The organism is Rhodococcus triatomae (assembly GCF_014217785.1).
Classification (GTDB): Bacteria; Actinomycetota; Actinomycetes; order Mycobacteriales; family Mycobacteriaceae; genus Rhodococcus_F; species Rhodococcus_F triatomae.
This window is the reverse complement of record NZ_CP048814.1, coordinates 2,827,335-2,847,593: the sequence shown is the minus strand read 5'-3', so window position 1 is coordinate 2,847,593 and position 20,259 is coordinate 2,827,335. Positions and strand designations below refer to the sequence as shown.

Annotated in this window: 17 protein-coding genes and 1 tRNA gene; 11 read left to right on the top strand and 7 right to left on the bottom strand. The window is 69.2% G+C overall.

Annotated elements, in window-relative coordinates:
* Positions 1-146 precede the first annotated feature (146 nt).
* Complete coding sequence (locus G4H71_RS13395) at positions 147-5,639, top strand: ATP-binding protein (RefSeq protein WP_074700622.1); 5,493 nt, start codon at positions 147-149, stop codon at positions 5,637-5,639.
* Between the two features lie 96 nt (positions 5,640-5,735).
* On the opposite strand, the gene G4H71_RS13390 is transcribed toward G4H71_RS13395, so the two are convergent.
* Complete coding sequence (locus G4H71_RS13390; protein ID WP_072737245.1) at positions 5,736-6,668, bottom strand: type IV toxin-antitoxin system AbiEi family antitoxin domain-containing protein; 933 nt, start codon at positions 6,666-6,668, stop codon at positions 5,736-5,738.
* Between the two features lie 250 nt (positions 6,669-6,918).
* Between G4H71_RS13390 and G4H71_RS13385 the strand changes: the two genes are divergently transcribed.
* Entirely contained in the window at positions 6,919-7,908 is a 990-nt protein-coding gene (locus tag G4H71_RS13385; RefSeq protein WP_072737006.1) for a sigma-70 family RNA polymerase sigma factor, read from the top strand.
* A 26-nt stretch (positions 7,909-7,934) separates the two neighbouring features.
* Here the strand turns inward: G4H71_RS13385 and G4H71_RS13380 are convergent, their stop codons facing one another.
* Both G4H71_RS13380 and G4H71_RS13375 read right to left on the bottom strand, forming a co-directional pair.
* Entirely contained in the window at positions 7,935-8,339 is a 405-nt protein-coding gene (locus G4H71_RS13380) for a VOC family protein (RefSeq protein ID WP_072737007.1), read from the bottom strand.
* 86 nt (positions 8,340-8,425) lie between these two features.
* Positions 8,426-8,806 (bottom strand): hypothetical protein, encoded by a 381-nt coding sequence (locus tag G4H71_RS13375; protein WP_072737008.1) that lies wholly within the window; start codon positions 8,804-8,806, stop codon positions 8,426-8,428.
* Between the two features lie 303 nt (positions 8,807-9,109).
* Between G4H71_RS13375 and G4H71_RS13370 the strand changes: the two genes are divergently transcribed.
* Positions 9,110-10,510, top strand: coding sequence for a WS/DGAT/MGAT family O-acyltransferase (locus G4H71_RS13370; protein ID WP_072737009.1), 1,401 nt, complete (start codon positions 9,110-9,112; stop codon positions 10,508-10,510).
* On the opposite strand, the gene G4H71_RS13365 is transcribed toward G4H71_RS13370, so the two are convergent.
* Positions 10,503-11,237: an alpha/beta hydrolase family protein gene (locus G4H71_RS13365; protein ID WP_072737010.1), complete on the bottom strand. Its 735-nt coding sequence runs from the start codon at positions 11,235-11,237 to the stop codon at positions 10,503-10,505. The genes G4H71_RS13370 and G4H71_RS13365 overlap by 8 nt on opposite strands.
* A gap of 46 nt (positions 11,238-11,283) precedes the next feature.
* Positions 11,284-11,952, bottom strand: a complete 669-nt coding sequence (locus G4H71_RS13360) for a TetR/AcrR family transcriptional regulator (RefSeq protein ID WP_169847122.1) — start codon at positions 11,950-11,952, stop codon at positions 11,284-11,286.
* 98 nt (positions 11,953-12,050) lie between these two features.
* On the opposite strand from G4H71_RS13360, the gene G4H71_RS13355 reads away from it, so the two are divergent.
* A complete protein-coding gene (locus G4H71_RS13355) occupies positions 12,051-13,541 on the top strand; it encodes an MFS transporter (RefSeq protein WP_072737012.1) in 1,491 nt (496 codons plus the stop codon).
* Between the two features lie 34 nt (positions 13,542-13,575).
* Here the strand turns inward: G4H71_RS13355 and dcd are convergent, their stop codons facing one another.
* Both dcd and G4H71_RS13345 read right to left on the bottom strand, forming a co-directional pair.
* Positions 13,576-14,145 carry a dCTP deaminase gene (gene dcd / locus G4H71_RS13350; protein ID WP_072737013.1) on the bottom strand — a complete coding sequence of 190 codons (570 nt, stop codon included), beginning with the start codon at positions 14,143-14,145 and terminating at the stop codon, positions 13,576-13,578.
* Positions 14,146-14,154: 9 nt separating this feature from the next.
* Positions 14,155-14,787, bottom strand: a complete 633-nt coding sequence (locus G4H71_RS13345; RefSeq protein ID WP_072737014.1) for a TetR/AcrR family transcriptional regulator — start codon at positions 14,785-14,787, stop codon at positions 14,155-14,157.
* 92 nt (positions 14,788-14,879) lie between these two features.
* Here G4H71_RS13345 and G4H71_RS13340 point away from each other — a divergent pair, with 92 nt between their 5' ends.
* The 7 genes from G4H71_RS13340 (at position 14,880) to G4H71_RS13310 (ending at position 20,220) form a co-directional block, all read left to right on the top strand.
* Positions 14,880-15,704, top strand: a complete 825-nt coding sequence (locus G4H71_RS13340) for an oxygenase MpaB family protein (protein ID WP_072737015.1) — start codon at positions 14,880-14,882, stop codon at positions 15,702-15,704.
* A gap of 108 nt (positions 15,705-15,812) precedes the next feature.
* Positions 15,813-16,244 carry a PPOX class F420-dependent oxidoreductase gene (locus tag G4H71_RS13335; protein ID WP_072737016.1) on the top strand — a complete coding sequence of 144 codons (432 nt, stop codon included), beginning with the start codon at positions 15,813-15,815 and terminating at the stop codon, positions 16,242-16,244.
* A 167-nt stretch (positions 16,245-16,411) separates the two neighbouring features.
* Positions 16,412-16,485 (top strand) — tRNA-Gly (locus tag G4H71_RS13330).
* 169 nt (positions 16,486-16,654) lie between these two features.
* Positions 16,655-17,968 carry a tyrosine-type recombinase/integrase gene (locus G4H71_RS13325; protein ID WP_083343002.1) on the top strand — a complete coding sequence of 438 codons (1,314 nt, stop codon included), beginning with the start codon at positions 16,655-16,657 and terminating at the stop codon, positions 17,966-17,968.
* Positions 17,969-17,985: 17 nt separating this feature from the next.
* Positions 17,986-18,591 (top strand): hypothetical protein, encoded by a 606-nt coding sequence (locus tag G4H71_RS13320; protein WP_072737018.1) that lies wholly within the window; start codon positions 17,986-17,988, stop codon positions 18,589-18,591.
* Between the two features lie 244 nt (positions 18,592-18,835).
* The gene (locus G4H71_RS13315; RefSeq protein ID WP_083343001.1) at positions 18,836-19,462 is read left to right on the top strand and encodes a helix-turn-helix domain-containing protein; all 627 of its coding nucleotides are present in this window, start codon (positions 18,836-18,838) and stop codon (positions 19,460-19,462) included.
* A 32-nt stretch (positions 19,463-19,494) separates the two neighbouring features.
* Positions 19,495-20,220 carry a hypothetical protein gene (locus tag G4H71_RS13310; protein ID WP_072737020.1) on the top strand — a complete coding sequence of 242 codons (726 nt, stop codon included), beginning with the start codon at positions 19,495-19,497 and terminating at the stop codon, positions 20,218-20,220.
* The last annotated feature ends 39 nt before the right edge of the window (positions 20,221-20,259 follow it).

The following is a 20,259-nucleotide window of genomic DNA, read 5'->3' as shown; positions in this document are numbered from 1 at the left end:
AGACCGAAGCCGTCGTCATCCGCTGACGAGGCCCCGTGCCGGGAACACGGGACCGATCGGGCCGGCCTCAGGCCGTCGTACCCACGGCGGCACCGCTGCCGTGGGTTGTGTGGGGGATACCTCGGAGAAACGGAAGACAAGACGGAATGTTCAAGCGCATAGCAGTGGTCAATCGCGGCGAGGCCGCGGTGCGGCTGATCCGAGCCGTACGCGAACTGAACGCCGAGAGGGTCGGCGCCGGCGCGATCACCACGATCGCGCTGCACACCGAGGCCGAGCGCCGGGCGATGTTCGTGCGCCAGGCGGACGAGTCCGTCACACTCCGCCGCACGTCGGCGGCCAGCCCCTATCTGGACCATGCCGAGCTCGGACGGGCACTGCGCGAGGCGCGCGCCGACGCGATCTGGGTCGGCTGGGGCTTCGTCGCCGAGGACCCGAGCTTCGCGGACATGGTGCGCTCGCTGGGCATCACGTTCATCGGCCCGAGCCCGGAGGCGATGCGCCTGCTGGGCGACAAGGTCGAGGCGAAACTTCTCGCCGAGAAGGTGGGCGTCCCCGTCGCACCCTGGTCCGGCGGTCCCGTCGAGACCCGCGCCGACGCCCGCCGGCACGCCCATGCCATCGGCTACCCGCTCATCATCAAGGCCCGCAGCGGCGGCGGCGGACGCGGCATCCGCAAGGTGTGGTCGGAGGACGAGCTCGAGCTCTCGCTCGAACGCACCCAGGGCGAGGCCGAGCGTTCCTTCGGCGACCCGGTGGTGTTCATCGAACGCCTCGTCACCGAGGCCCGCCACGTCGAGGTCCAGGTCATCGCGGACGCCCACGGCAACGTGTGGGCACCGGGCGTTCGGGACTGCTCGATCCAGCGCAAGAACCAGAAGGTCATCGAGGAGTCGAGCTCGCCGCTGCTCACCCGCGAGCAGTCCGACCACCTGCGGACCGTCTCCGCCGAGCTCGTCCGCGCCGCCGACTACCAGGGCGCCGCCACCGTCGAGTACCTCTACCAGCCGGAACAGAAGATCTTCACGTTCCTCGAGGTCAACACCCGGCTGCAGGTCGAGCATCCGATCACCGAGGCGACCACGGGCATCGACCTGGTGAAGCTGCAGATCCAGGTCGCCGCCGGGCTCCCGCTTCCCGGCGAGTGCCCGCCCGAGTTCGGCCACGCCGTCGAGGCCCGGCTCAACGCCGAGGACGCCGACAACGGGTTCGCTCCGGCGCCCGGCACGGTGCAGCTGCTCAAGTTCCCGCTCGGCTCCGGTCTCCGAGTGGACACCGGCATCGACTCGGGTGACGTCATCCCGCCCGACTACGACTCGATGGTCGCCAAGATCATCGCCTGGGGACGGGACCGATCCGAGGCACTGGCCCGGCTCCGCACCGCACTGCGCGAGACCACCGTCGTCCTCGACGGCGGCACCACCACCAAGTCCTTCCTGCTCGAACTGCTCGATCGCGACGAGGTCGTCGACGCCACCGCCGACACCGGCTGGCTCGACCGCACCGGCGTCGGCACCGCGACCGGCCCCAGCCGCACCGCCGACATCGCCCTCCTCGCCGCCGCAATCGACGTCTACGACACGGAGGAGGCCCGCGAGCGCAGCAACTTCATCGCCTCCGCCCGCGGCGGCCGCCCCCGCGCCAGCCATGCCATCGGCCGCACCATCGAGCTCAGCTACCAGGGCCAGCCGTACAAACTGGTGGTCGGGCAGGTCGGCCCGCACAGCTACCACCTCGACGGCGACTGCGGGCCTCTCGACGTGGAGATCGACCGGCTCGGGGAGTTCCAGAGTCGGCTCACCCTGGGCGAGCGCCGCTTCCACGTGGTTTCCGTCGCCGGGCCCGCCTATCACCTCGTCGAGGTGGACGGCATCAGTCACCAGATCAGCCAGGACGAGGCCGGCGTGGTGCGCGCCCCGGCTCCCGCCGTCGTGGTGTCCGTCCCGGTCGCCGTCGGCGACGAGGTGGAGGCCGGATCGATCCTCGTCGTGCTCGAGTCGATGAAGATGGAAACCGCGATCCGCGCCCCCCAGGCGGGGACGGTGCGCGAGGTGCTCGCCACGGTCAACTCCCAGGTGGACGCCGGGGCCGCGCTACTGCGGGTCGACGAGGCCGCCGAGGAGGCCGCGGCCACCACGACGGCCCGCGTCGAGTTCGGGATCCCCACCCCCAGCGCAGCCACCGGCGATCCGGACGTGCGCCTCGAGGCACTCGACCGGCTCGGCTCCCTGCGTGCCGTCGTCACCGGCTACGACGTGAGCGGTACCCGCACCCGTGCCCTGCTCGCCGACTACGAACATCTGCGTGGCCAATTGGCCTGCAACGACGTGGATCTCGTCCAGGCGGAGCTCGATCTGCTCACCGCGTTCGCCGACGTCTGCGAGCTGTCCCGCAACCGCCCGACCGTCGGCGAGGACGGGGACGAGCGAGTACACAGCCCGCGCGAGCACTTCCACACCTACCTGCATTCGCTCGACGCCGAACGCGAAGCGCTTCCGGACTCGTTCCGCGCCAAGCTGTCCCGTGCTCTCGTCCACTACGACGTCACCGAGCTGGAGCGAAACCGCGAGGTGGAGGAGGCGGTCTACCGCATCTTCCTCGCGCAGCAGCGCATCGAGAACCAGATCCCCGTCGTGGCCACGCTGCTCGAACGCTGGCTCACCGCATCCGCCGTGACCGCATCCGCGTCGGCGGAACTCGGCGACGTGCTGGACCGGCTCGTCGTCGCCACCCAGGCCCGCTTCCCAGCCATCGGTGACGTCGCCCGCAACCTTCGCTACCGGGTGTTCGACGAGCCGCGCGTGCGAGCCAACCGGGAACAGATCTACGACTCCGTGCGCGGCAGCCTCGCCTATCTGGCCGAGCGCCCCGACGCGGCCGACCATCACCAGCGGATCGAAGCGCTGGTCGCCACGCCGGAGTCTCTCCTCGACCTGTTGGCACGCAAGATCTCTCAGTCCGACGGCGAACTCGGCACCCTGCTCGAGGTGGTCACCCGGCGGCACTACCGGATCCGGGATCTCACCGACGTCAAGCTCACCGATCATCACGGACATCCCTTCGTCACCGGCCGGTTCGAGTTGCGCGGCGATCAGCTGAATCTGATCTCCACGGCCGGCACCCACGCCGAACTGGCCACCAGCCTGGACGCGGTCGAGCATGTCGGCGCCTCGGTCGCCGATCCCGGAACCGTGGTCCTCGACCTGTATCTCACCTGGGACGACGCCCCGGCGGACCCGGACGAGTTGGCACGGAGCCTGCAGTCGGCGTTGTTCGCCCGCGAGTTCGTCACCGGGTGCCGCCGCGTAACGGTGTCCGTGTTCGACAGCACCGGCGCCGACGTGCGCACGACGACGTTCCGTCGTACCGAGAACGGTCCGGTCGAGGACCTGTCGATCCGCGACATCCACCCGCTCACCGGGCAACGCCTTGACCTCTGGCGCCTGTCCAACTTCGACGGCACCCGGCTGCCCGCGGCGACGGACACCTACCTGTTCCACCTCGTCGCCAAGGAGAACCCGACGGACGAACGGCTCATCGCCTTCGCCGAGATCCACGACGCCACACCGCAACTGGACGGAGACCGGATCGTCGGGTTCCCGTCGATCGAGCGGACACTCGCGGCGTGCCTCGACAGCATCCGGCGGGCCAACGCGGGCCGGGGGCGCAAGCGCCGGCTCGACGCCAACCGCGTGGTGCTCTACGCCTGGCCGACGGTGGAGTTGTCCGCGGAGCGGCTGTCCGTGATCGCCCGAAACGTCGCCCCACTCACCGTGGGCGCGGGTCTCGAACAGATCATCATCATGGCGCGACTGGCCGAACCCGGCAGCGAGGCCCGCGATCTGGCACTGCGCTTCTCCTATCGCTCGGGGGCCGGTGTCGTCGTCGACGTCACCGATCCGCCGGCCGAGCCGATGGCGCCGCTGGACAACTACACGCAGAAGGTCCAGCGCTCCCGCGCGCGGGGCACCGTCTACCCGTACGAGCTGATCCCGCTCCTCACCGGCAAGGGCGGCCGGTTCGTCGAGCACGATCTGGACGAGCAGGGTGCCCTGGTACCGGTCGACCGCCCGTACGGAAAGAACACGGCAGGCATCATCACGGGCGTGGTCACCACCCCCACCGCGCTCCATCCCGAAGGCATGACCCGGGTGGCACTGTTCGGTGATCCGACGAAGGCGCTCGGTTCGGTGGCCCAGCCGGAGGCGTCGCGCATCGTCGCCGCGATCGATCTCGCCGAGGAACTGGGCGTCCCGGTCGAATGGTTCGCGCTGTCGTCCGGTGCCGAGATCTCCATGGAACGCGGCACCGAGAACATGGACTGGGTCTCACGCGGGCTGCGCCGGATCATCACGTTCACCCAGGGTGGCGGCGAGATCAACATCGTCGTCGCCGGCATCACCGTCGGCGCGCAGCCGTACTGGAACGCCGAGGCGACGATGCTCATGCACACCAAGGGCATCCTGGTGATGACCCCGGACAGTGCGATGGTGCTCACCGGCAAGAACTCGCTCGACTACGCCGGCGGGGTGTCCGCGGAGGACAACTTCGGCATCGGCGGCTACGACCGGGTGATGGGCCCCAACGGCCAGGCCCAGTACTGGGCCCCGGACATGGCGACCGCCGTGGAGGTGCTGTTCGGGCACTATGCGCACTCGTATCTCGCTCCCGGAGAACGCTTCCCGCGCCGGGCCCCGTCGTCCGACCCGATCGACCGGGACGTGCGCACCTTCCCGCACGTGCACCCGGCGAGCGACTTCACCACCGTGGGCGACGTGTTCTCGGCGGAGACCAACCCGGATCGGAAGAAGCCGTTCGACATCCGGTCGGTGATGCGCGCGGTGGTGGACCAGGACCACGGCGTCCTCGAGCGCTGGGCCGACATGGCCGACGCCGACACCTCGGTGGTCTTCGACGCCCATCTCGGCGGCTACCCGGTGAGCATCATCGGGATCGAGTCCCGGGCCATCGCACGAAAGGGCCAGTTCCCGGCGGACGGTCCGGACCAGTGGACGTCGGGCACCTTGTTCCCCAAGTCGTCCAAGAAGACGGCGCGCGCGATCAACGCCGCGAGCGGGAACCGCCCGGTGGTCGTGCTGGCCAACCTGTCCGGATTCGACGGCTCGCCCGAGTCGATGCGCACCTGGCAGCTCGAGTACGGCGCCGAGATCGGCCGGGCCATCGTCAATTTCGACGGCCCGATCGTCTTCTGCGTGATCTCCCGGTACCACGGCGGCGCGTTCGTCGTGTTCTCCGGTGCGCTCAACGAGAACATGGAGGTGCTCGCCGTCGAGGGCTCGTACGCCTCGGTGCTGGGCGGTGCCCCCGCCGCCGCGGTCGTCTTCACCAGGGACGTCAATGCCCGCACCGATGCCGACCCGGCGGTGCGGGAGCTCGAGACGGCACTCGCCGCGGCTACCGACGAGGCCGAGCAGGCCCGGCTCCGCGTCGAACTGGAATCGCTGCGCATCGCCGTCCGTTCGGACAAACTCGGCGAAGTGGCCGCCGAGTTCGAGGGCATCCACGACATCGAGCGCGCTCTCCGCGTCGGCTCGGTGCACCGGATCGTTCCGGCCGAGACCCTGCGCACCGAGCTGATCGAGTCGGTCGAGCGGGGAATGGCGCGCGCGCTCGCCTGATCCGTCTCACCCGAGCCGCGCCTGCACCTCCTCGCGCTCCTTGCACCCCCAGTTGTCCGCAACTGGGGGTGCAAGCGGCTGATCAGGGTGCAACGCTCACCGGTACGGATGGGTGAGCGCGTGCCGGATACGTTCGGCGAGCATCCGCGGCCTGGACAGGTCGGCCCATGCCCACCGGACGACGCGCAAGCCGAGATCCCGCAAGGCTTCCTCACGCAGCTTCTCCGCGTACACCACGTCACCAGGTTCCTGACCGGGGCGCAGGAGCCGACCGTACTTGACCCGGCCGTCGAACTCTCCGATCACCCGTTCCTCGTCCCACAGGAAGTCGACCCGGCCGACCAGTCGACCCTTTCGATCGCGAACTTCTCCCTGCAGCAACGGAATCGGGAGACCCTGCTCGTGGAAGAAGGCTCGGCTCCGCGATTCACCGACACTCTCGCTGTCGCCGTCCATCGCCGATACGGCCCGTCGTGCGGCGGCGATTCCGTGACGTCCCGCCGCACGGAGGAGTTCGAGGTCGAGGTGACCCGGTTCGAGTGCACGGTGCCTCAGGGCGGCATCCCCGGCGACGATCGCCGCTTCGAACGGCAGCGTGCACGCGAGGTCGACGACGGTGCGCGCCGGATCGGTGACGCGGAAGCCGTCCACCTCGGCCACGGAGCCGTGCAGCGGCGAGCCGTGGACGAACGCCGCGCGCCGCGTCCTTCCCCGTCCGGCCCGATCGCGGGTCACGTGCACGCGGTCGAGCGGAGTCGACCACAGCGGCAATCCGTACAGAACCGCGGCGCTCTGGTGGCTGAACGCAGCGTCGGGAGCCAGGACCGGAGCCAGTGCCTCGATCTGCAGGCGGTGACGTCCGGCATCGTCGGCGCTCTCGATGGTGTCCTCGTCCACGTACGCACCGCGTCCCAGCCTGCGGATTCGGCCACTCCGGGAGAGTCCGCGGATCTCGTGATCGGCCCAGCCCTCGGCCAGCGCCTGGCTTCTCCGGAACACACCGTTCCCGATGGGCAACTGTTCGCTCATGCGCCGATACTGCGTGGATGCCACGGCACGTCAGAGTGCCTACCGCGCGTTCGAGCGCATCCTGTGGATACCTGAGACCCCTGTGGAGAACGCGCCTTACACCTCCTCGGGTCCCTTGCACCCCCAGTTGTCGGCAACTGGGGGTGCAAGGGGCTGATCAGGGTGCAAGCCGAACCGGCGACGACGCGGGGCGGCCGGGGTGCGGACGAATCCTTCCCTCGTGTCGGAGGCCGGGGCTACGCTTTCCACTATGACCACAGCGTCCACGGCTCCGGCGTACGACGAGGAATTCCTCCAGCTCGCGGAGCCGTACAGGCGGGAGCTGCTGGCCCACTGCTATCGCATGATGGGCTCGCTCCAGGATGCGGAAGACCAGCTCCAGGAGACGATGCTCCGGGCCTGGAAGGGGTACGGCGGGTACAAGAAGCAGGCGTCGCTGCGCACCTGGCTGCACCGGATCGCCACCAACACGTGCCTGACGGCCCTGAACGGGTCGTCCATGCGTCCGTTGCCCAGTGGGCTCGGATCGCCGGAGTCGGATCCGGACGGAGACCTGGTCGAGCGGCACGAAGTGCCGTGGCTCAGCCCGATCCCGGACCGGATGCTCGAGCGCGAGGACGACCCGGCCTCCGTCGTCACCTCACGGGAGTCGGTGCGGCTGGCGTTCATCGCGGCGCTGCAACACCTACCGCCCCGGCAACGGGCCACGCTCATCCTGCGGGACGTCCTCCAGTGGAAGGCGGCCGAGGTCGCGGACGCCGTCGGGTCCAGCACCCAGGCCGTCAACAGCCTGCTCCAGCGGGCACGGGCACAGCTCCACGAGGCGATGCCCCGTGAGGAGACTCTGGTCGAGCCGGACTCGCCCGAGGCACGCGAACAGCTCGAGCGCTACGTCGCCGCATTCGAGAACTACGACGTCGACGCAATCGTGTCGATGTTCACCGAGGACGCCGTCTGGGAGATGCCGCCGTTCGACGGCTGGTATCGCGGTGGGCCCGCCATCGGGCAACTCATCGCGGGCAACTGCCCGGCCGACAAGGCCGGAGACATGCGTCTGCTGCCCACCTCGTCCAACGGGCAACCGGCGCTCGGTCTGTACATGCGTGGCGAGGACGGGGTGCACCGTCCGTTCCAGATCCAGATCCTCGAACTCACGACGCGCGGCGTCGGCCACGTGGTCACGTTCTTCGACACCGGATTGTTCGACCTGTACGGCCTGCCGCCGGTTCTGACCGACTGATTCGGCCGGAACCGGGGCACCGGCCGTCACTCGGGAACGACGGCCGGGTCCATCCACATCACTTCCCAGACGTGGCCGTCGAGGTCACGGAACGCACGGCCGTACATGAAGCCGTGATCCGCGGGCGTGCCGTAGTCGGAGCCGCCTCCCGCGACGGCGATGCCGGCGAGTTCGTCGACCTCGTCACGGCTGTCGGCGGAGATACAGATCAGCGCCTCGGTGCCCTTCGAGGTGTCGGCGATGTCGCCCTCGAGGAACTCACGGAACTTCGGCTCGACGAGCAGCATGACCATCGCCTGGTCGTTGACGACCATCGCGGTCGCGGTCTCGTCGGTGAACTCGGCGTTGAACTCGAATCCCAAGCGCCCGAAGAACTTCACGCTCGCGTCGAGATCCTTGACCGGGAGGTTGAGGAACAGCATCCGGGACATGGCGGTCTCCTTCTCGGTGGTTGTCCCCCACCGGGGACGTTCACCGGTACAGACCGCGGCACCCCGTGGAACTCATCGGTGCCCGGTCAGTCGGTGCGGACGACCTCGTCTGCCAGGGTCTCGTCGCCACCGCGGTATGCGGCCAGTGCGTCGGCGAGGGTGCGTTCGAGCTCGCGCGCGTAGGCCTCCTGCGCGGCGAACAAGCCGAGTGCGCTGCCGGTCTGGTCCGTGCCGGTGCCCACCGCCGCGCGGCGGATCCGGTCGGCGAGATGACGCGCGGACACCAGATCCGGTACCGACTCACCGAGGCCGAACCGGTCGACGTCGAGCTCCGCCCTGGTGATCGCGGCGAGATCCGCCATCTCGTCGGCGAGCTCGCGGCAGGCCGCCATCATCTTCTCGATCGCGACCGGGTCCATCGCCAGCGTGGCAGCCGACGACGGCGCGGTGAGATCTGCATCTCCCATGGTGTGATTCCCCCTCCGAGACGTGTGCGCTCGGGTGACAATCTACCGCCGGCCGAGTTCCTGTGGTTCGCCCCAGGACAACCTCGCGAACGAATCCCGCTTATTCGGACATTTGTCTAGTGGCGCGGACGGTCAGGAAAGGGTACAAATACCTACCAACGAGTTTGTTTGTGACCATCTCCATATCTGACAGTTACCGATTGGTAGCGCACACACCAGCTGGGCAGCGCCGCCCGAGGAGTTCATCTCGTGGTTCCCACCCGCGAGAAATGAGCGACGCACAGGAGAGAAAGGCCCGACCTGATGTTGCTACCCATGTCACCGCTGGACTCGATGTTTCTCATCGGGGAGTCCCGTGAGCACCCCATGCACGTCGGCGGGGTGCAGGTGTTCCAGCCGCCGGAAGGCGCCACCGCGCGCGACTACCGGCTCCTGCTCGCCGACGCCCTCGCGGGCGACCGGATCGTCGCACCCAAGCTGGCGAAACGGCCGGTCCGTGGCCTGTCCACCCTCGGCCAGTGGGCGTGGAAGGAGGATACCGAGATCGATCTCGGCTACCACGTGCGCCGCCACGCGCTGCCCGAGCCGGGCGGCGATGCAGAGCTGTTGCAGCTGTGCTCGCACCTGCACGGCGCCCTCCTCGACCGCACCCGGCCGATGTGGGAGATGCATCTGATCGAGGGGATGGCCGACGGCCGCTTCGCCGTGTACGTCAAGGTCCACCATTCGGTGACGGACGGCGTCTCGGCGATGAAGATGCTGCGCAGTGCACTCAGCGAGGATGCGGACGAACGGGACATGCCGGCGCCCTGGCAGCTCGGACGCTCCACCCGGCCCCAGCCCGCGCCGCTCGAGACGTCCACACCCGCCGCGTTGTCGTCGATTCCCGGTTCCGCGGTCCGGATGGCACGCTCCGCAGTCGGCGAGTTCGCGGGGATGATGCCGTCTCTGGGCACCACCGTCTCGCGGGCGGTGCGCGGGCAGGGCGGCCCGATGTCGATCTCGGCACCTCAGACGGTCTTCAACGTCCCCATCAGCGGCGCCCGCCAGTTCGCGGCATCGAGCTGGCCGCTCGAGCGACTTCGACTGGTGGCCAAGCTTTCCCGGTGCACGATCAACGACGTCGTCCTCGCCATGTCCGGTGGAGCCCTGCGCAGCTACCTGGACGAGCGCGGCGCACTGCCGGACAGCCCCCTGGTGTCGATGGTGCCGGTGTCCCTGCACGACCAGATGGACACCACCGGCAACGGCATCGGCGTCCTCATGTGCAGCCTGGCCACGAACGTCGCGGACCCGGCGGACCGGCTCGCCGCCGTCGCGTCCTGCATGCGCGAGGGCAAGGAGGCGCTGCGGTCGATGAGCCCCACCCAGATCCTGGCGATGAGCGCGCTCGGTGCGTCGCCGGTCGGGGTCAGCATGCTTCTCGGCCACAACACGCTGGTCCGGCCGCCGTTCAACGTGATCATCTCGAACGTCGCCGGCCCCAAGGCGCCCATGTTCTGGAACGGTGCCCGGCTGGATGCCCTGCATCCGGTGTCCATCCCCGTCAACGGTCAGGCCCTCAACATCACCTGCACCAGCAACGACGACGCCCTGTCGTTCGGTATCACCGGCTGCCGTCGGGCCGTGCCGAACCTGGAGTCGATACCCGCCCGCATCGGCCACGAGTTGCGGCTGCTCGAGCAGGCTGTCGGGATCAGCTGAGGAATCGGCCGAAGAACGCGACCACGTCGGCGGGACGGATGTGATCGTCCGAGACGTGGTCCCCGGTGACCTCGATCAGGTCGACATCGGTGCCCGCGCGGCGTAGTCCCTCCACCCAGGGTGCGGTGACGGTGTCCACCGCCGAGATCCGGTCCGCCCGCGAGGCGTACACGCGGATCGGCGGATAGTTCGCCGGCACGTGCCGGGCCGCGTCCCACTCCGCCGTCCGGTGCAGCACGTCACTGCCGTCCAGGGCGAGCCCGTAGGCGGCGGTGAGCGAGCGGCGCCCCTCCTCGCCCCGCTTCCACACGTTCGGCAGCGACAGCGACGGCGCGAGCAGAACGGTTGCCGCGACCTCGATCTCGCCGAGCCGGAGAAGATTCGCCGCCGCGTTGGCGCCCATCGACTCGCCGATCACGAACAACGTCGGCACGTCGTGCCGCCGCCGCACCCATCGCACCAGAGCCGCGATGTCACTCTGCGCCAGACGATTTCCCCACTGATCGCCGTGCATGTTCGGTCCCGCGACGAGGTGGCCGGCACCCAGCAGAGCGTCGAGCAAGGCGATCCGGTCGTCCTCGAACAGCGACAGCTCGTCGCCGGACCGGCCGTGCAGGTACAGGACGAGCCCACGCGGGCGGGCCTGCTCCGGTTCGACGAGGACTGCGAGATCACCCGATTCCGGCACGACGAACCGTCCGTGCGGAGCGCGGTGATCGAGGGACACCTGCCCAATCTATCCCCGGACGTGCCCGGATGCCCGGTCGGCGGGCCTAGCCGCGGGCGGTGAACTTCGCGTCCAGCGCCACGGACAGTTCGTCGTCGGTGAGTGCGGGCGGCACCAACCGCGCTCGCTCTCCGTCGATCCGCAGCCCGTCGACGAGGAGCCCGAGCACGCGCCGCCACACGTCGTCCCCGGCGCCGAAGTCCACGGCCGACTGCACGGTGTACGAGATCAGCCCGAGGTCCGTGCCCTCGACGTCCGGACGCAGGGAGCCGGCTGCCTTGGCGCGAGCGACCAGCTCGGCGGTCAATTCCCGCACCTGGGTCTGCATCTCGGTGATCCGGGTGCGCAGTTCGTCACCGAGGTGGGCGGACGTCGCGGGCGACGGCGGCCGCCCGCCCACGCGGACGAGTTCCCGCAGCGCCCGGTCCCCGGCCATCATCCGGGTGCTGACTTCGAGGAAGTGCACGAGGCCGTCGAACGGGTCGTCGTATTCCAGCGCCGCCCGTGCCTCCGCGACCACCGCGAGCAGTCGGGTGTCGAACAGCGTCGCGATGAGGGCTTCCTTGTTCTCGAACCTGCGGTAGACGGTGCCCACACCCACCCCGGCGCGTGCGGCGACGTCGGCGAGCTTGGCATCGAGGCCCCGCTCGGCGAAGACGGCACGCGCGGCGATGAGGATCCGGTCGAGGTTCGCCTGGGCGTCGCTGCGCAGCATGGTGCCCAGTGTACTAAGCGGAATCATTCGTTCCGCTTTCGTGTTATCGTCGTCGTCGCACGATGCCGCCCTCTGCCCGGAAAGAGGCACCCTCCTCGATGACCTCCGTCGACTCACGCCCCGATGCGCCCTCGACCCCACCGATCCCGTCCGCGCGCCGGTGGTGGATCCTCGCCGCCCTGTCCATCGCGCAGCTGATGGTGGTACTCGACTCCACCATCGTGAACATCGCTCTCCCCGTCGCCCAGCAGGATCTCGGGTTCGACGACGGCGGCCGGCAATGGGTGATCACCGCCTACTCGCTCGCCTTCGGCAGCCTCCTGCTCATCGGCGGCCGGGTGAACGACCTGTTCGGACGGAAGAACTCGTTCGTCATCGGGCTGATCGGATTCGCGGGCGCGTCGGCCCTCGGCGGCTGGGCACCCACATTCGAGGTCCTCGTCGGCGCCCGCGCCTTGCAGGGCGTGTTCGCGGCCCTGCTCGCCCCGGCGGCCCTGTCGCTGCTCACCGTGACCTTCGCCGGCTCCCGTGACCGGGGCAAGGCGTTCGGCATCTTCGGTGCCGTCGCCGGTGCGGGCGCGGCGGTGGGCCTGCTGCTCGGCGGCGTCCTCACCGAGTACCTCTCGTGGCGGTGGTGCCTCTACGTCAACGTGGTCTTCGCGGGCGTGGCCCTGGTGGGCGCGCTCCTGCTGTTCCCCCGCCACGTGAAGGAGGAGCACGCCAAGGGCCTGGACTGGCTGGGTGCCGCCGTCGTCACCGCGGGCCTGTTCCTGCTCGTCTACGGCTTCTCGCACTCGGAGACCAACGGCTGGGACGATCCGCTGACCATCGGATTCCTCGCCGCGGGAGTCGCGCTCCTCGCGCTGTTCGTGATGGTGCAGCGTTCGGTGGCGCATCCGCTGCTGCCGCTGCGCGTGCTCCTCGACCGGGTACGCGCCGCGTCCTACCTGATCATGCTGATCTCGGCGGTGGGACTGTTCGGGGTCTCCCTGTTCCTCACCTTCTACCTGCAGCAGTCGCTCGGATTCAGCCCCGTCGTGACCGGTGTCGCGTTCCTCCCCATGACCGTGGCGATCGCGCTCGCCGCCTCGATCACCGGATCGGTCCTGACCACCCGGGTGAGCCCGAGGATCACCGCCACCGCCGGCATGCTGCTCGGTGCCGCGGGCATGGCGTCGCTGACACTGATCGGGACGGACTCGTCCTATGTCAGCCACGTGCTGCCGGGGCTGATCCTCGTCGGGCTCGGGCTCGGGCTGATCTTCGCCAACGGCATGGGATTCGCCACCATCGGCGTCGACAACGCGGACGCCGGCGTCGCGTCCGCGACGGTGAACACCGCCCAGCAGATCGGCGGGGCGATCGGCATCGCACTGCTCAGCAGCGTGTCCGCGGCGGCAGCGACATCCTTCGCCACCGAGTCGGGCCCGTCGGCCGATCTCGCGGAGGCCGCGGCGATCGCCGGCTTCCAGTCGGCGTTCTGGTGGGCGGCCGGCTTCTTCCTGGTCGGCGCGCTGGTGGCGGGCGTGCTGTACGAGAACCGCATCCCACGGTCGGAGCCGGGCGCGGATCCCGTTCTCGTGCACTGATCGCCCGGGCCGCTCGGCAGCCGGGCGGCCCGCATCAGTCGCGGGCGAAGTTCAGGTACGCCTTCGACGGGGTCGGGCCGCGCTGACCCTGGTACTTCGAGCCCACCGAGGCGCTGCCGTACGGGTTCTCCGCGGCGCTGGACAGCCGCAGGATGCAGAGCTGGCCGATCTTCATTCCCGGCCACAGGGTGATCGGCAGGTTCGCCACGTTGGAGAGTTCGAGCGTGATGTGGCCACTGAAGCCGGGGTCGATGAACCCGGCGGTCGAGTGGGTGAGCAGCCCGAGCCGGCCCAGGGAGGACTTCCCTTCCAGGCGACCGGCCAGGTCGTCCGGCAGCGTGCACACCTCGAGGGTGGACCCGAGCACGAATTCACCGGGGTGCAGCACGAACGGCTCGCCCGCCGCCGGCTCGACGAGACTGGTCAGCTCGTCCTGCTGCTGCGCCGGGTCGATGTGGGTGTAGCGGGTGTTGTTGAAGACCCGGAACAGACTGTCGAGCCGGACGTCCACGCTCGACGGCTGCACCAGCGTGGGATCGAACGGATCGAGGCCCAGGCGTCCGGCGTCGATTTCGGCACGGATGTCACGATCGGAGAGAAGCACCCGTCGAGGTTAGCGGGTGTGGATCGCGAGGGAGAGGAGCAGTTCGGTGCAGATGTCCACGACCTCCTCCTCGCCCAGGGTCACGGTGCCGTTCAGCCAGGCGGTGAGGGTCTGCGCGAAACCCCCGACCATGAAGTGCGCGGTGAGGTCGACGTGCGGGGATTCGGGGACGTCGTAGTAGTCGACCGTCTGCCGGGTCACGAGTCCGGCGAACAACCGCGTGCTGTCGAGCCGGCGCTGCGCCAGCTGCGGGTCCGCCGCGGCAGCGGAGAACAGCACGTGCGCCTTGCGGGGATCCTCGGCGAGACTGCGGACGATGTTCTGCACCGCGGCCTGCACGATCTCGCGCTCCCCGACACCGGTCGCGGCGGCCACCGCGGTGAGCGTGGTGTGGACGATCTGTTCGACGACGTGGTCGTACGCGGCGACGGCCAGGGCGTCCCGGTCGCCGAAGCTCTCGTAGAAGTAGCGGGTGGCCAGGCCGGACCGCTTGCAGACTCCACGCACCGACAACGCCTCGCCACCGCCGAGCATGTCGAGAGCGGCCTCGATCAGCTGGCGGCGACGCTCGCTGCGTCGGGCCTCCCCGTCCTGGCCGCCGTAGACGCGGTCGGTGACCGGCCCGTCTCGTGTGGGTGCCATGACTCCATCCTGTCATCCAGGTCTGGACGCGAATCATATATGTGAGTACGGTCGTGATCAGATAGCGTTGACGAGGAGATCCGGAGGAGAGCATGTCGGCACCACAGGACACGTCCGAGCAGTTCATGCCCGTTCTGGACGGCGTCGGGCTCGTTGCCGGCGCGGCGAACGTGATCATGCAGTTGGGCAGGCCCGCAGTCGGATACGGCGTGTACGAGAGCAGGGTCGAGAGCGGACGCCTGTTCGACCATCCGGTCAAGCGGACCCGCACGACGCTGACGTATCTGGCCGTCGCCGCGCGCGGATCGGACGAGGAGAAGGCACAGTACCGGAAGGCGGTGAACCGCTCGCACGCCCAGGTGCGCTCCACCGCCGACAGCCCGGTGGAATACAACGCGTTCGACAAGGATCTGCAGTTGTGGGTCGCGGCGTGCCTGTACCGCGGGTTCGAGGACGTGCACACGGCGATGCACGGCCCGATGGACCCGGCCGACCGCGAAACCGCGTATCAGCTGGGGTCGACATTCGGGACCACCTTGCAGATGCCGCGCGACATGTGGCCGGCGGACCGCGAGGCGTTCGAGAAGTACTGGGACGCCGCACTCGACGAGGTGCACATCGACGACACCATCCGCGAGCACCTGCTGTCCGTGGCGCGTGTGGAGTTCTTCGGTCCCGTGGTCTCGAGGCTGTTCAGCCGGATCAACCTGTTCTTCACCACGGGTTTCCTGCACGAGCATTTCCGCGAACAGATGCGGCTCGAGTGGACGGCGAAGGACCAGAAGCGTTTCGACCGGATCATGCGGGCCACCGGAGCCGTCAGCAGGCGGCTACCGATCCCCGTCCGCGAGTTGCCCTACCGCCTGCTGCTGCGGGATGTGCGCCGTCGGATCGCGGCGGGCAAGCCGCTCGTCTGAGCGGGCCGGCCGTCGCCCTCGGCGCTACGCTCGGAGGAGCGACGTTTCACTCCCTCGAGAGGACGGCACCATGACCTGCACCGCGATCGACGCCTCGGAGCTTCCGGCATGAGCGGCAACACTTTCGATCCCCGGAACCTGCTCGCGGAGAGCCGACTGGGCATCCTCGCCACCATCAAGTCGGACGGGCTCCCCCAGCTGTCACCGGTCACCCCGTTCTACGACCGGGACGCCGACGTCATCTACGTCTCGATGACCGAGGGGCGTGCCAAGACGAGGAACCTGCGCCGGGACCCGCGCGCGGCCCTCGAGGTCACCAGCAGCGACGGGTGGGCATGGGCCACGGCCGAGGGCGGAGTGACCCTCACCGGACCGGGCACCGACCCCCACGGACCGGAGGTGGAAGCCCTCGTGGACTACTACCGCGCCGCCGCGGGCGAGCATCCGGACTGGGACGAGTACCGCGCGGTGATGGTCTCCGACCGGCGGGTGCTCATGACGTTGACGGTGAGCCGGGTGTACGGCGAGAAGATCCGGTGACGGCAGGCTCCGGAACGGCGGCAGCCGATCGTTGCGCTCAGGTCACGGTCTGCTAAAGTTCTGGCCGCAGGGTATTGGGCCTGCCTATGGGCGCCCAATATCATGCGCGCCGATGTAGTTCAATGGTAGAACATCAGCTTCCCAAGCTTGCATCGGCGAATTGAAATGCCGGTGTGGTGTAGTGGCAACACGCGACCTTCCCAAGGTCGAATTGCGGGTCCGATTCCCGTCACCGGCTCCACTGTCGCCGCTGGTCAGACCCGGTAAACGGGTCCGGCCGGAGACGATGGCAAGACCGCTGGTCACACCGCCTCACGGGCGGGGTCGACGTTACGGCAGCGGGTGCCGGGTACCCACAAATTCGTGTGCGTGCCCACAACGTGCCCACGCCGACGAAAGACCCCGATTCCATGCCCACACCACGCCCCCGTTCGTTCGGTTCCTGCCGCCGCCTGCCCTCCGGAAGGTGGCAGGCGCGATATTCGATGCCGGACGGATCGCGCCACGGCGCGCCGACGACGTTCGACACCCGCAAGCAAGCCGAAGACTGGTTGTCGTCGGTCCGCGTCGACATTCTGCGCGGCGTGTGGGTCGATCCCACCGCGTCGGCGGTGACCTTCGGCGACTACGCCCGCGACTGGTTCGACTCGCGCCAGCTCGCGCCCCGCACCCGCGACCTGTACGACGGACTGCTGCGGCGGTGGGTCGAAACGGAACTTCCCGCCAGCCGGGGCGCGCTCACCCTCGCCGACGTCGAAGTCGGCAAGATCACCACCGCCGTGATCCGCCGCTGGCACGCCGCCGTCGTCGACGCCGCCGCCGCGTCCGCCGCGACGACCGGGCCGGTCGACCGCCGCAACCCGGCGCGTGTGTGGGCAGAGTCCGACGCCGGTAGGCAACTTCTCACCACGGGCGGCATTCCGGCCCCGAAGCGCTCCGGTCGTCTGTCCCCGGCCGTGATCGACGCCTACCGGGCCGCCGGGTCGCCGCCGATACCGCGATCGACGCCACGCGGGGACGGCCGCACTCAAGCGGCGCAGGCGTACCGCGTCGTGCGCGCGATCCTGACCACTGCCGTCGACGACCGGCTCCTGCCGTCGAATCCGTGTCGTCTGCCGGGCGCGGGCACGACCCGCCCGGCGGAACGTCCGATCGTGGGCCGGGCCGACGTGCACGCCCTCGCCGACGCGATGCCGCCGTATCTGGCCGCGTCGGTGTTCGTTGCTACCTGGTCAGGGCTGCGCGCCTCCGAACTGTTCGCCCTCGACCGCTCCCGCGTCGATCTCGACGCCGGGTGTCTGCGCGTCGACCGGTCCCAGATCGTTCTGCGCGGCCGGTTCGTCGGGTACGGTCCGCCGAAGTCCGACGCCGGACGGCGGACCGTGCACCTCCCGGCGTTCGTGGTCGCGGTGCTGCGCGAGCACATCGACACCCACACCGGCCCCGGCCCCGATGCCCTGGTCTTCGCGCGCCCCGATACCGGCGGCCCCGTCGTCGACTCGATCCGTAATCGGGCATTCGGCAAGGCGCGCAAGGCAATTGGTCGCCCCGATCTGCGCTGGCACGATCTGCGGCACACCGGGGCGACGATGGCCGCCCGCGCCGGGGCGACCCCGCGCGAACTACAGCACCGGTTGGGGCACGCGACCGGGGCGGCTGCGGCGATCTACCAGCACCGCGACGACGCGCGCGATGCCGAACTCGCGCGCCGCATGGCCGGGTAATGCTAACGTCCCCAGACATGAGCTGCGCACCGGTCCGTGACCGGGCCGCCCGCACCAGGGCGGCCCGGCGGCCCGGTGCGCGTGTGTCGCTGCGCGGCTCGATCGGCAATCGGCCCGCAACGCCCGCCGACGTGGCGGCCGTGCACGCGACGAACACCGCCCGCGCCGCACTCGCCGACGCCGCGACCAACGCCGCCGTGTTCGGCAACGGATCGCCCCAGCACCGCGAAGCGCTCGACGTGCTGCGGGCTGCGATGACGAACGAGAACATCGCGCACGTCCGGGCCGAAGTCGACCGTGCCCGCCGCCGCCGGTCCGCCGCCAGTCTGCGCGTGGCGCTCGCATACATTGCCTACCGCCGCGATGTCACCGGAACCGCCGACGCCGACGATTACGACCTGTCGTCGAGCCTCGCCGACGCGTCGATACGCGAAATAGACGAACTGGCAACGCTTCTCGAGTACCTACTCACCGTCGACGCGATCACCTCCGACGACCGGACCGCCCGCGCCGACACCTCCGACGCACCCGAGAACGGGCCGCCGACACCGGCCGCCCTGTTCGTCGACACCCTCACGATCGCTCCCGGCGCGCCGTCCGTGCCCGCCCTGTCGGCTCACTGATTCCACCCGAAGACCCCTTCGGCGGATCACACCGACCGGGCGGGTTTCCGCATGTTCGGGTAGGTCCGTAACCCTTTCCGTCCCTGCGTCTTTCCCGTTCGCCGGGTGTTCCGTCACAGTGACACGAAAGATTCGGGCGCGGCCCCAACCGCGACACGCGCCGCCGCCGACAGGACGAACTCCCCCGGACCTCGACCGGGGTCGATAGGCGCACGCGATCGGGCCGCGCCTGCGAACTGCCGCCATGACAACAACACTGAACGCCGACGCTTTGGAACAGATCGACCCGCACGGCGTCGAAGACGTCGACCGTGACGAGATCGCCGACAACCGAATGTTGACCCTCGCCGAAGCCTGCGACTATCTGTCCGTCTCGCGGGCGACGATCTACCGCGCCGCGATCGCCGGGAAGGTCACAATCTACCGAATCATGGGTAGCCGCAACGCAACCCGTGTTCGTTTCACAGACGTGGAGGCACTGCTCGAACCCGTAGACGTCTCCGACGGATCGACCGCTCACCCGACCGACCGCGCCAACCGTGCGGCCGGGACGTCCGCACGCAAGCAACAGGCACAAGCTCGCGCCGCCCGCCGCGCCCGCGACAAAGCCGACAACGACAACTCCGGCGTCGCGCCCGAAGCGGACACGTCCCGGCCCGTGATTCAGGGGCCGCGACGTCGACAGGTCGGCAAGTGGCAGCGCACCACGTGCCCGGAGTGTGGACTCTCTGCCGCCTATTCACCGATCAACGGCCGGATCGCGCTGCACTACCTACCGGGCGCGGGCCTGTGCACGGTAGGGCACCGCGTCGATCAGACCGCCGTGTTCATCCCGCTCGACGACAAACCAACTGAGGACGTAACCCGTTGAGCCTGAACATCTTCCGTAAGGGGAAACATCGCATGTCCACACACACACCGGCACCGATCGCCGTCACTCCGCTACCCGAAGGGCACGACGTCAAAGGATCGTTCTGGTACGTCCGACCCGAACACCGCGCCGACTACGTGAGCCTGTCGACGGCGGATCTGCCGCACCGTGAACGCAAAGATCTACGCCGACAGTTGGCGTCGATCCTGTACGACGACGCCCTGAAGACGTGGCGCGCCGACACGCTCGCCGACTACATGCGCCGCCACAACGTGAACGAGTACCAGGCACTGAAGTACATCGGCGACCTGTCCGGCCGGGTCGCGGTCGGCGTCGACACGTCACAACAACTGCACGAACGATTCGACGTCGGCGGGTCCGAATGGCCGTCCGACGCCGAACCGCGCGTAGAACACCTGTGGAGACTGCAACGCTCGAAGTGGCTCGCCGATAGCCGCGCGAAGGCGTCGGACTACGCGGCGTCGAACCGATGCCCGATGTGCCACGACGTCGCCCCCGCGCACCTCCCGGCGTTGCGGGTCACACGCCGCACCCCGGCCCCCGGCGTTCCGCCCGTGAACATCTGCGGCGTGTGTGAGGCCGCGATCGCTCACGTCCACTCCGAACGCGCCACGAACGCCGTCGTCGTGGACGGCAAGTCACGCCGGGATCTCGCTACCGAGTACTTGGACGCCCACAACACGAAGGGGACACCGTCGGTGCCTGCGGGGTCGCTCGCAGTGCACGCCCATCGGTAACACCCTTTCCCTGATCGGATCGCCGCCCGGCCGTCCGCA

Excerpts from the sequence above, each read along its gene's own strand:
- G4H71_RS13360 (WP_169847122.1), bottom strand. The coding sequence starts at position 11,952 with ATGCTGCGCAGCGACGCCCAGGCGAACCTCGACCGGATCCTCATCGCC.
- G4H71_RS13320 (WP_072737018.1), top strand. The coding sequence starts at position 17,986 with ATGAGCTGCGCACCGGTCCGTGACCGGGCCGCCCGCACCAGGGCGGCC.
- G4H71_RS13390 (WP_072737245.1), bottom strand. The coding sequence starts at position 6,668 with ATGAGCGAACAGTTGCCCATCGGGAACGGTGTGTTCCGGAGAAGCCAG.
- G4H71_RS13380 (WP_072737007.1), bottom strand. The coding sequence starts at position 8,339 with ATGTCCCGGATGCTGTTCCTCAACCTCCCGGTCAAGGATCTCGACGCG.
- G4H71_RS13310 (WP_072737020.1), top strand. The coding sequence starts at position 19,495 with ATGTCCACACACACACCGGCACCGATCGCCGTCACTCCGCTACCCGAA.
- G4H71_RS13345 (WP_072737014.1), bottom strand. The coding sequence starts at position 14,787 with ATGGCACCCACACGAGACGGGCCGGTCACCGACCGCGTCTACGGCGGC.
- G4H71_RS13370 (WP_072737009.1), top strand. The coding sequence starts at position 9,110 with ATGTTGCTACCCATGTCACCGCTGGACTCGATGTTTCTCATCGGGGAG.
- G4H71_RS13375 (WP_072737008.1), bottom strand. The coding sequence starts at position 8,806 with ATGGGAGATGCAGATCTCACCGCGCCGTCGTCGGCTGCCACGCTGGCG.
- G4H71_RS13315 (WP_083343001.1), top strand. The coding sequence starts at position 18,836 with ATGACAACAACACTGAACGCCGACGCTTTGGAACAGATCGACCCGCAC.
- G4H71_RS13385 (WP_072737006.1), top strand. The coding sequence starts at position 6,919 with ATGACCACAGCGTCCACGGCTCCGGCGTACGACGAGGAATTCCTCCAG.
- G4H71_RS13325 (WP_083343002.1), top strand. The coding sequence starts at position 16,655 with ATGCCCACACCACGCCCCCGTTCGTTCGGTTCCTGCCGCCGCCTGCCC.
- G4H71_RS13340 (WP_072737015.1), top strand. The coding sequence starts at position 14,880 with ATGTCGGCACCACAGGACACGTCCGAGCAGTTCATGCCCGTTCTGGAC.
- G4H71_RS13395 (WP_074700622.1), top strand. The coding sequence starts at position 147 with ATGTTCAAGCGCATAGCAGTGGTCAATCGCGGCGAGGCCGCGGTGCGG.
- G4H71_RS13335 (WP_072737016.1), top strand. The coding sequence starts at position 15,813 with ATGAGCGGCAACACTTTCGATCCCCGGAACCTGCTCGCGGAGAGCCGA.
- G4H71_RS13355 (WP_072737012.1), top strand. The coding sequence starts at position 12,051 with ATGACCTCCGTCGACTCACGCCCCGATGCGCCCTCGACCCCACCGATC.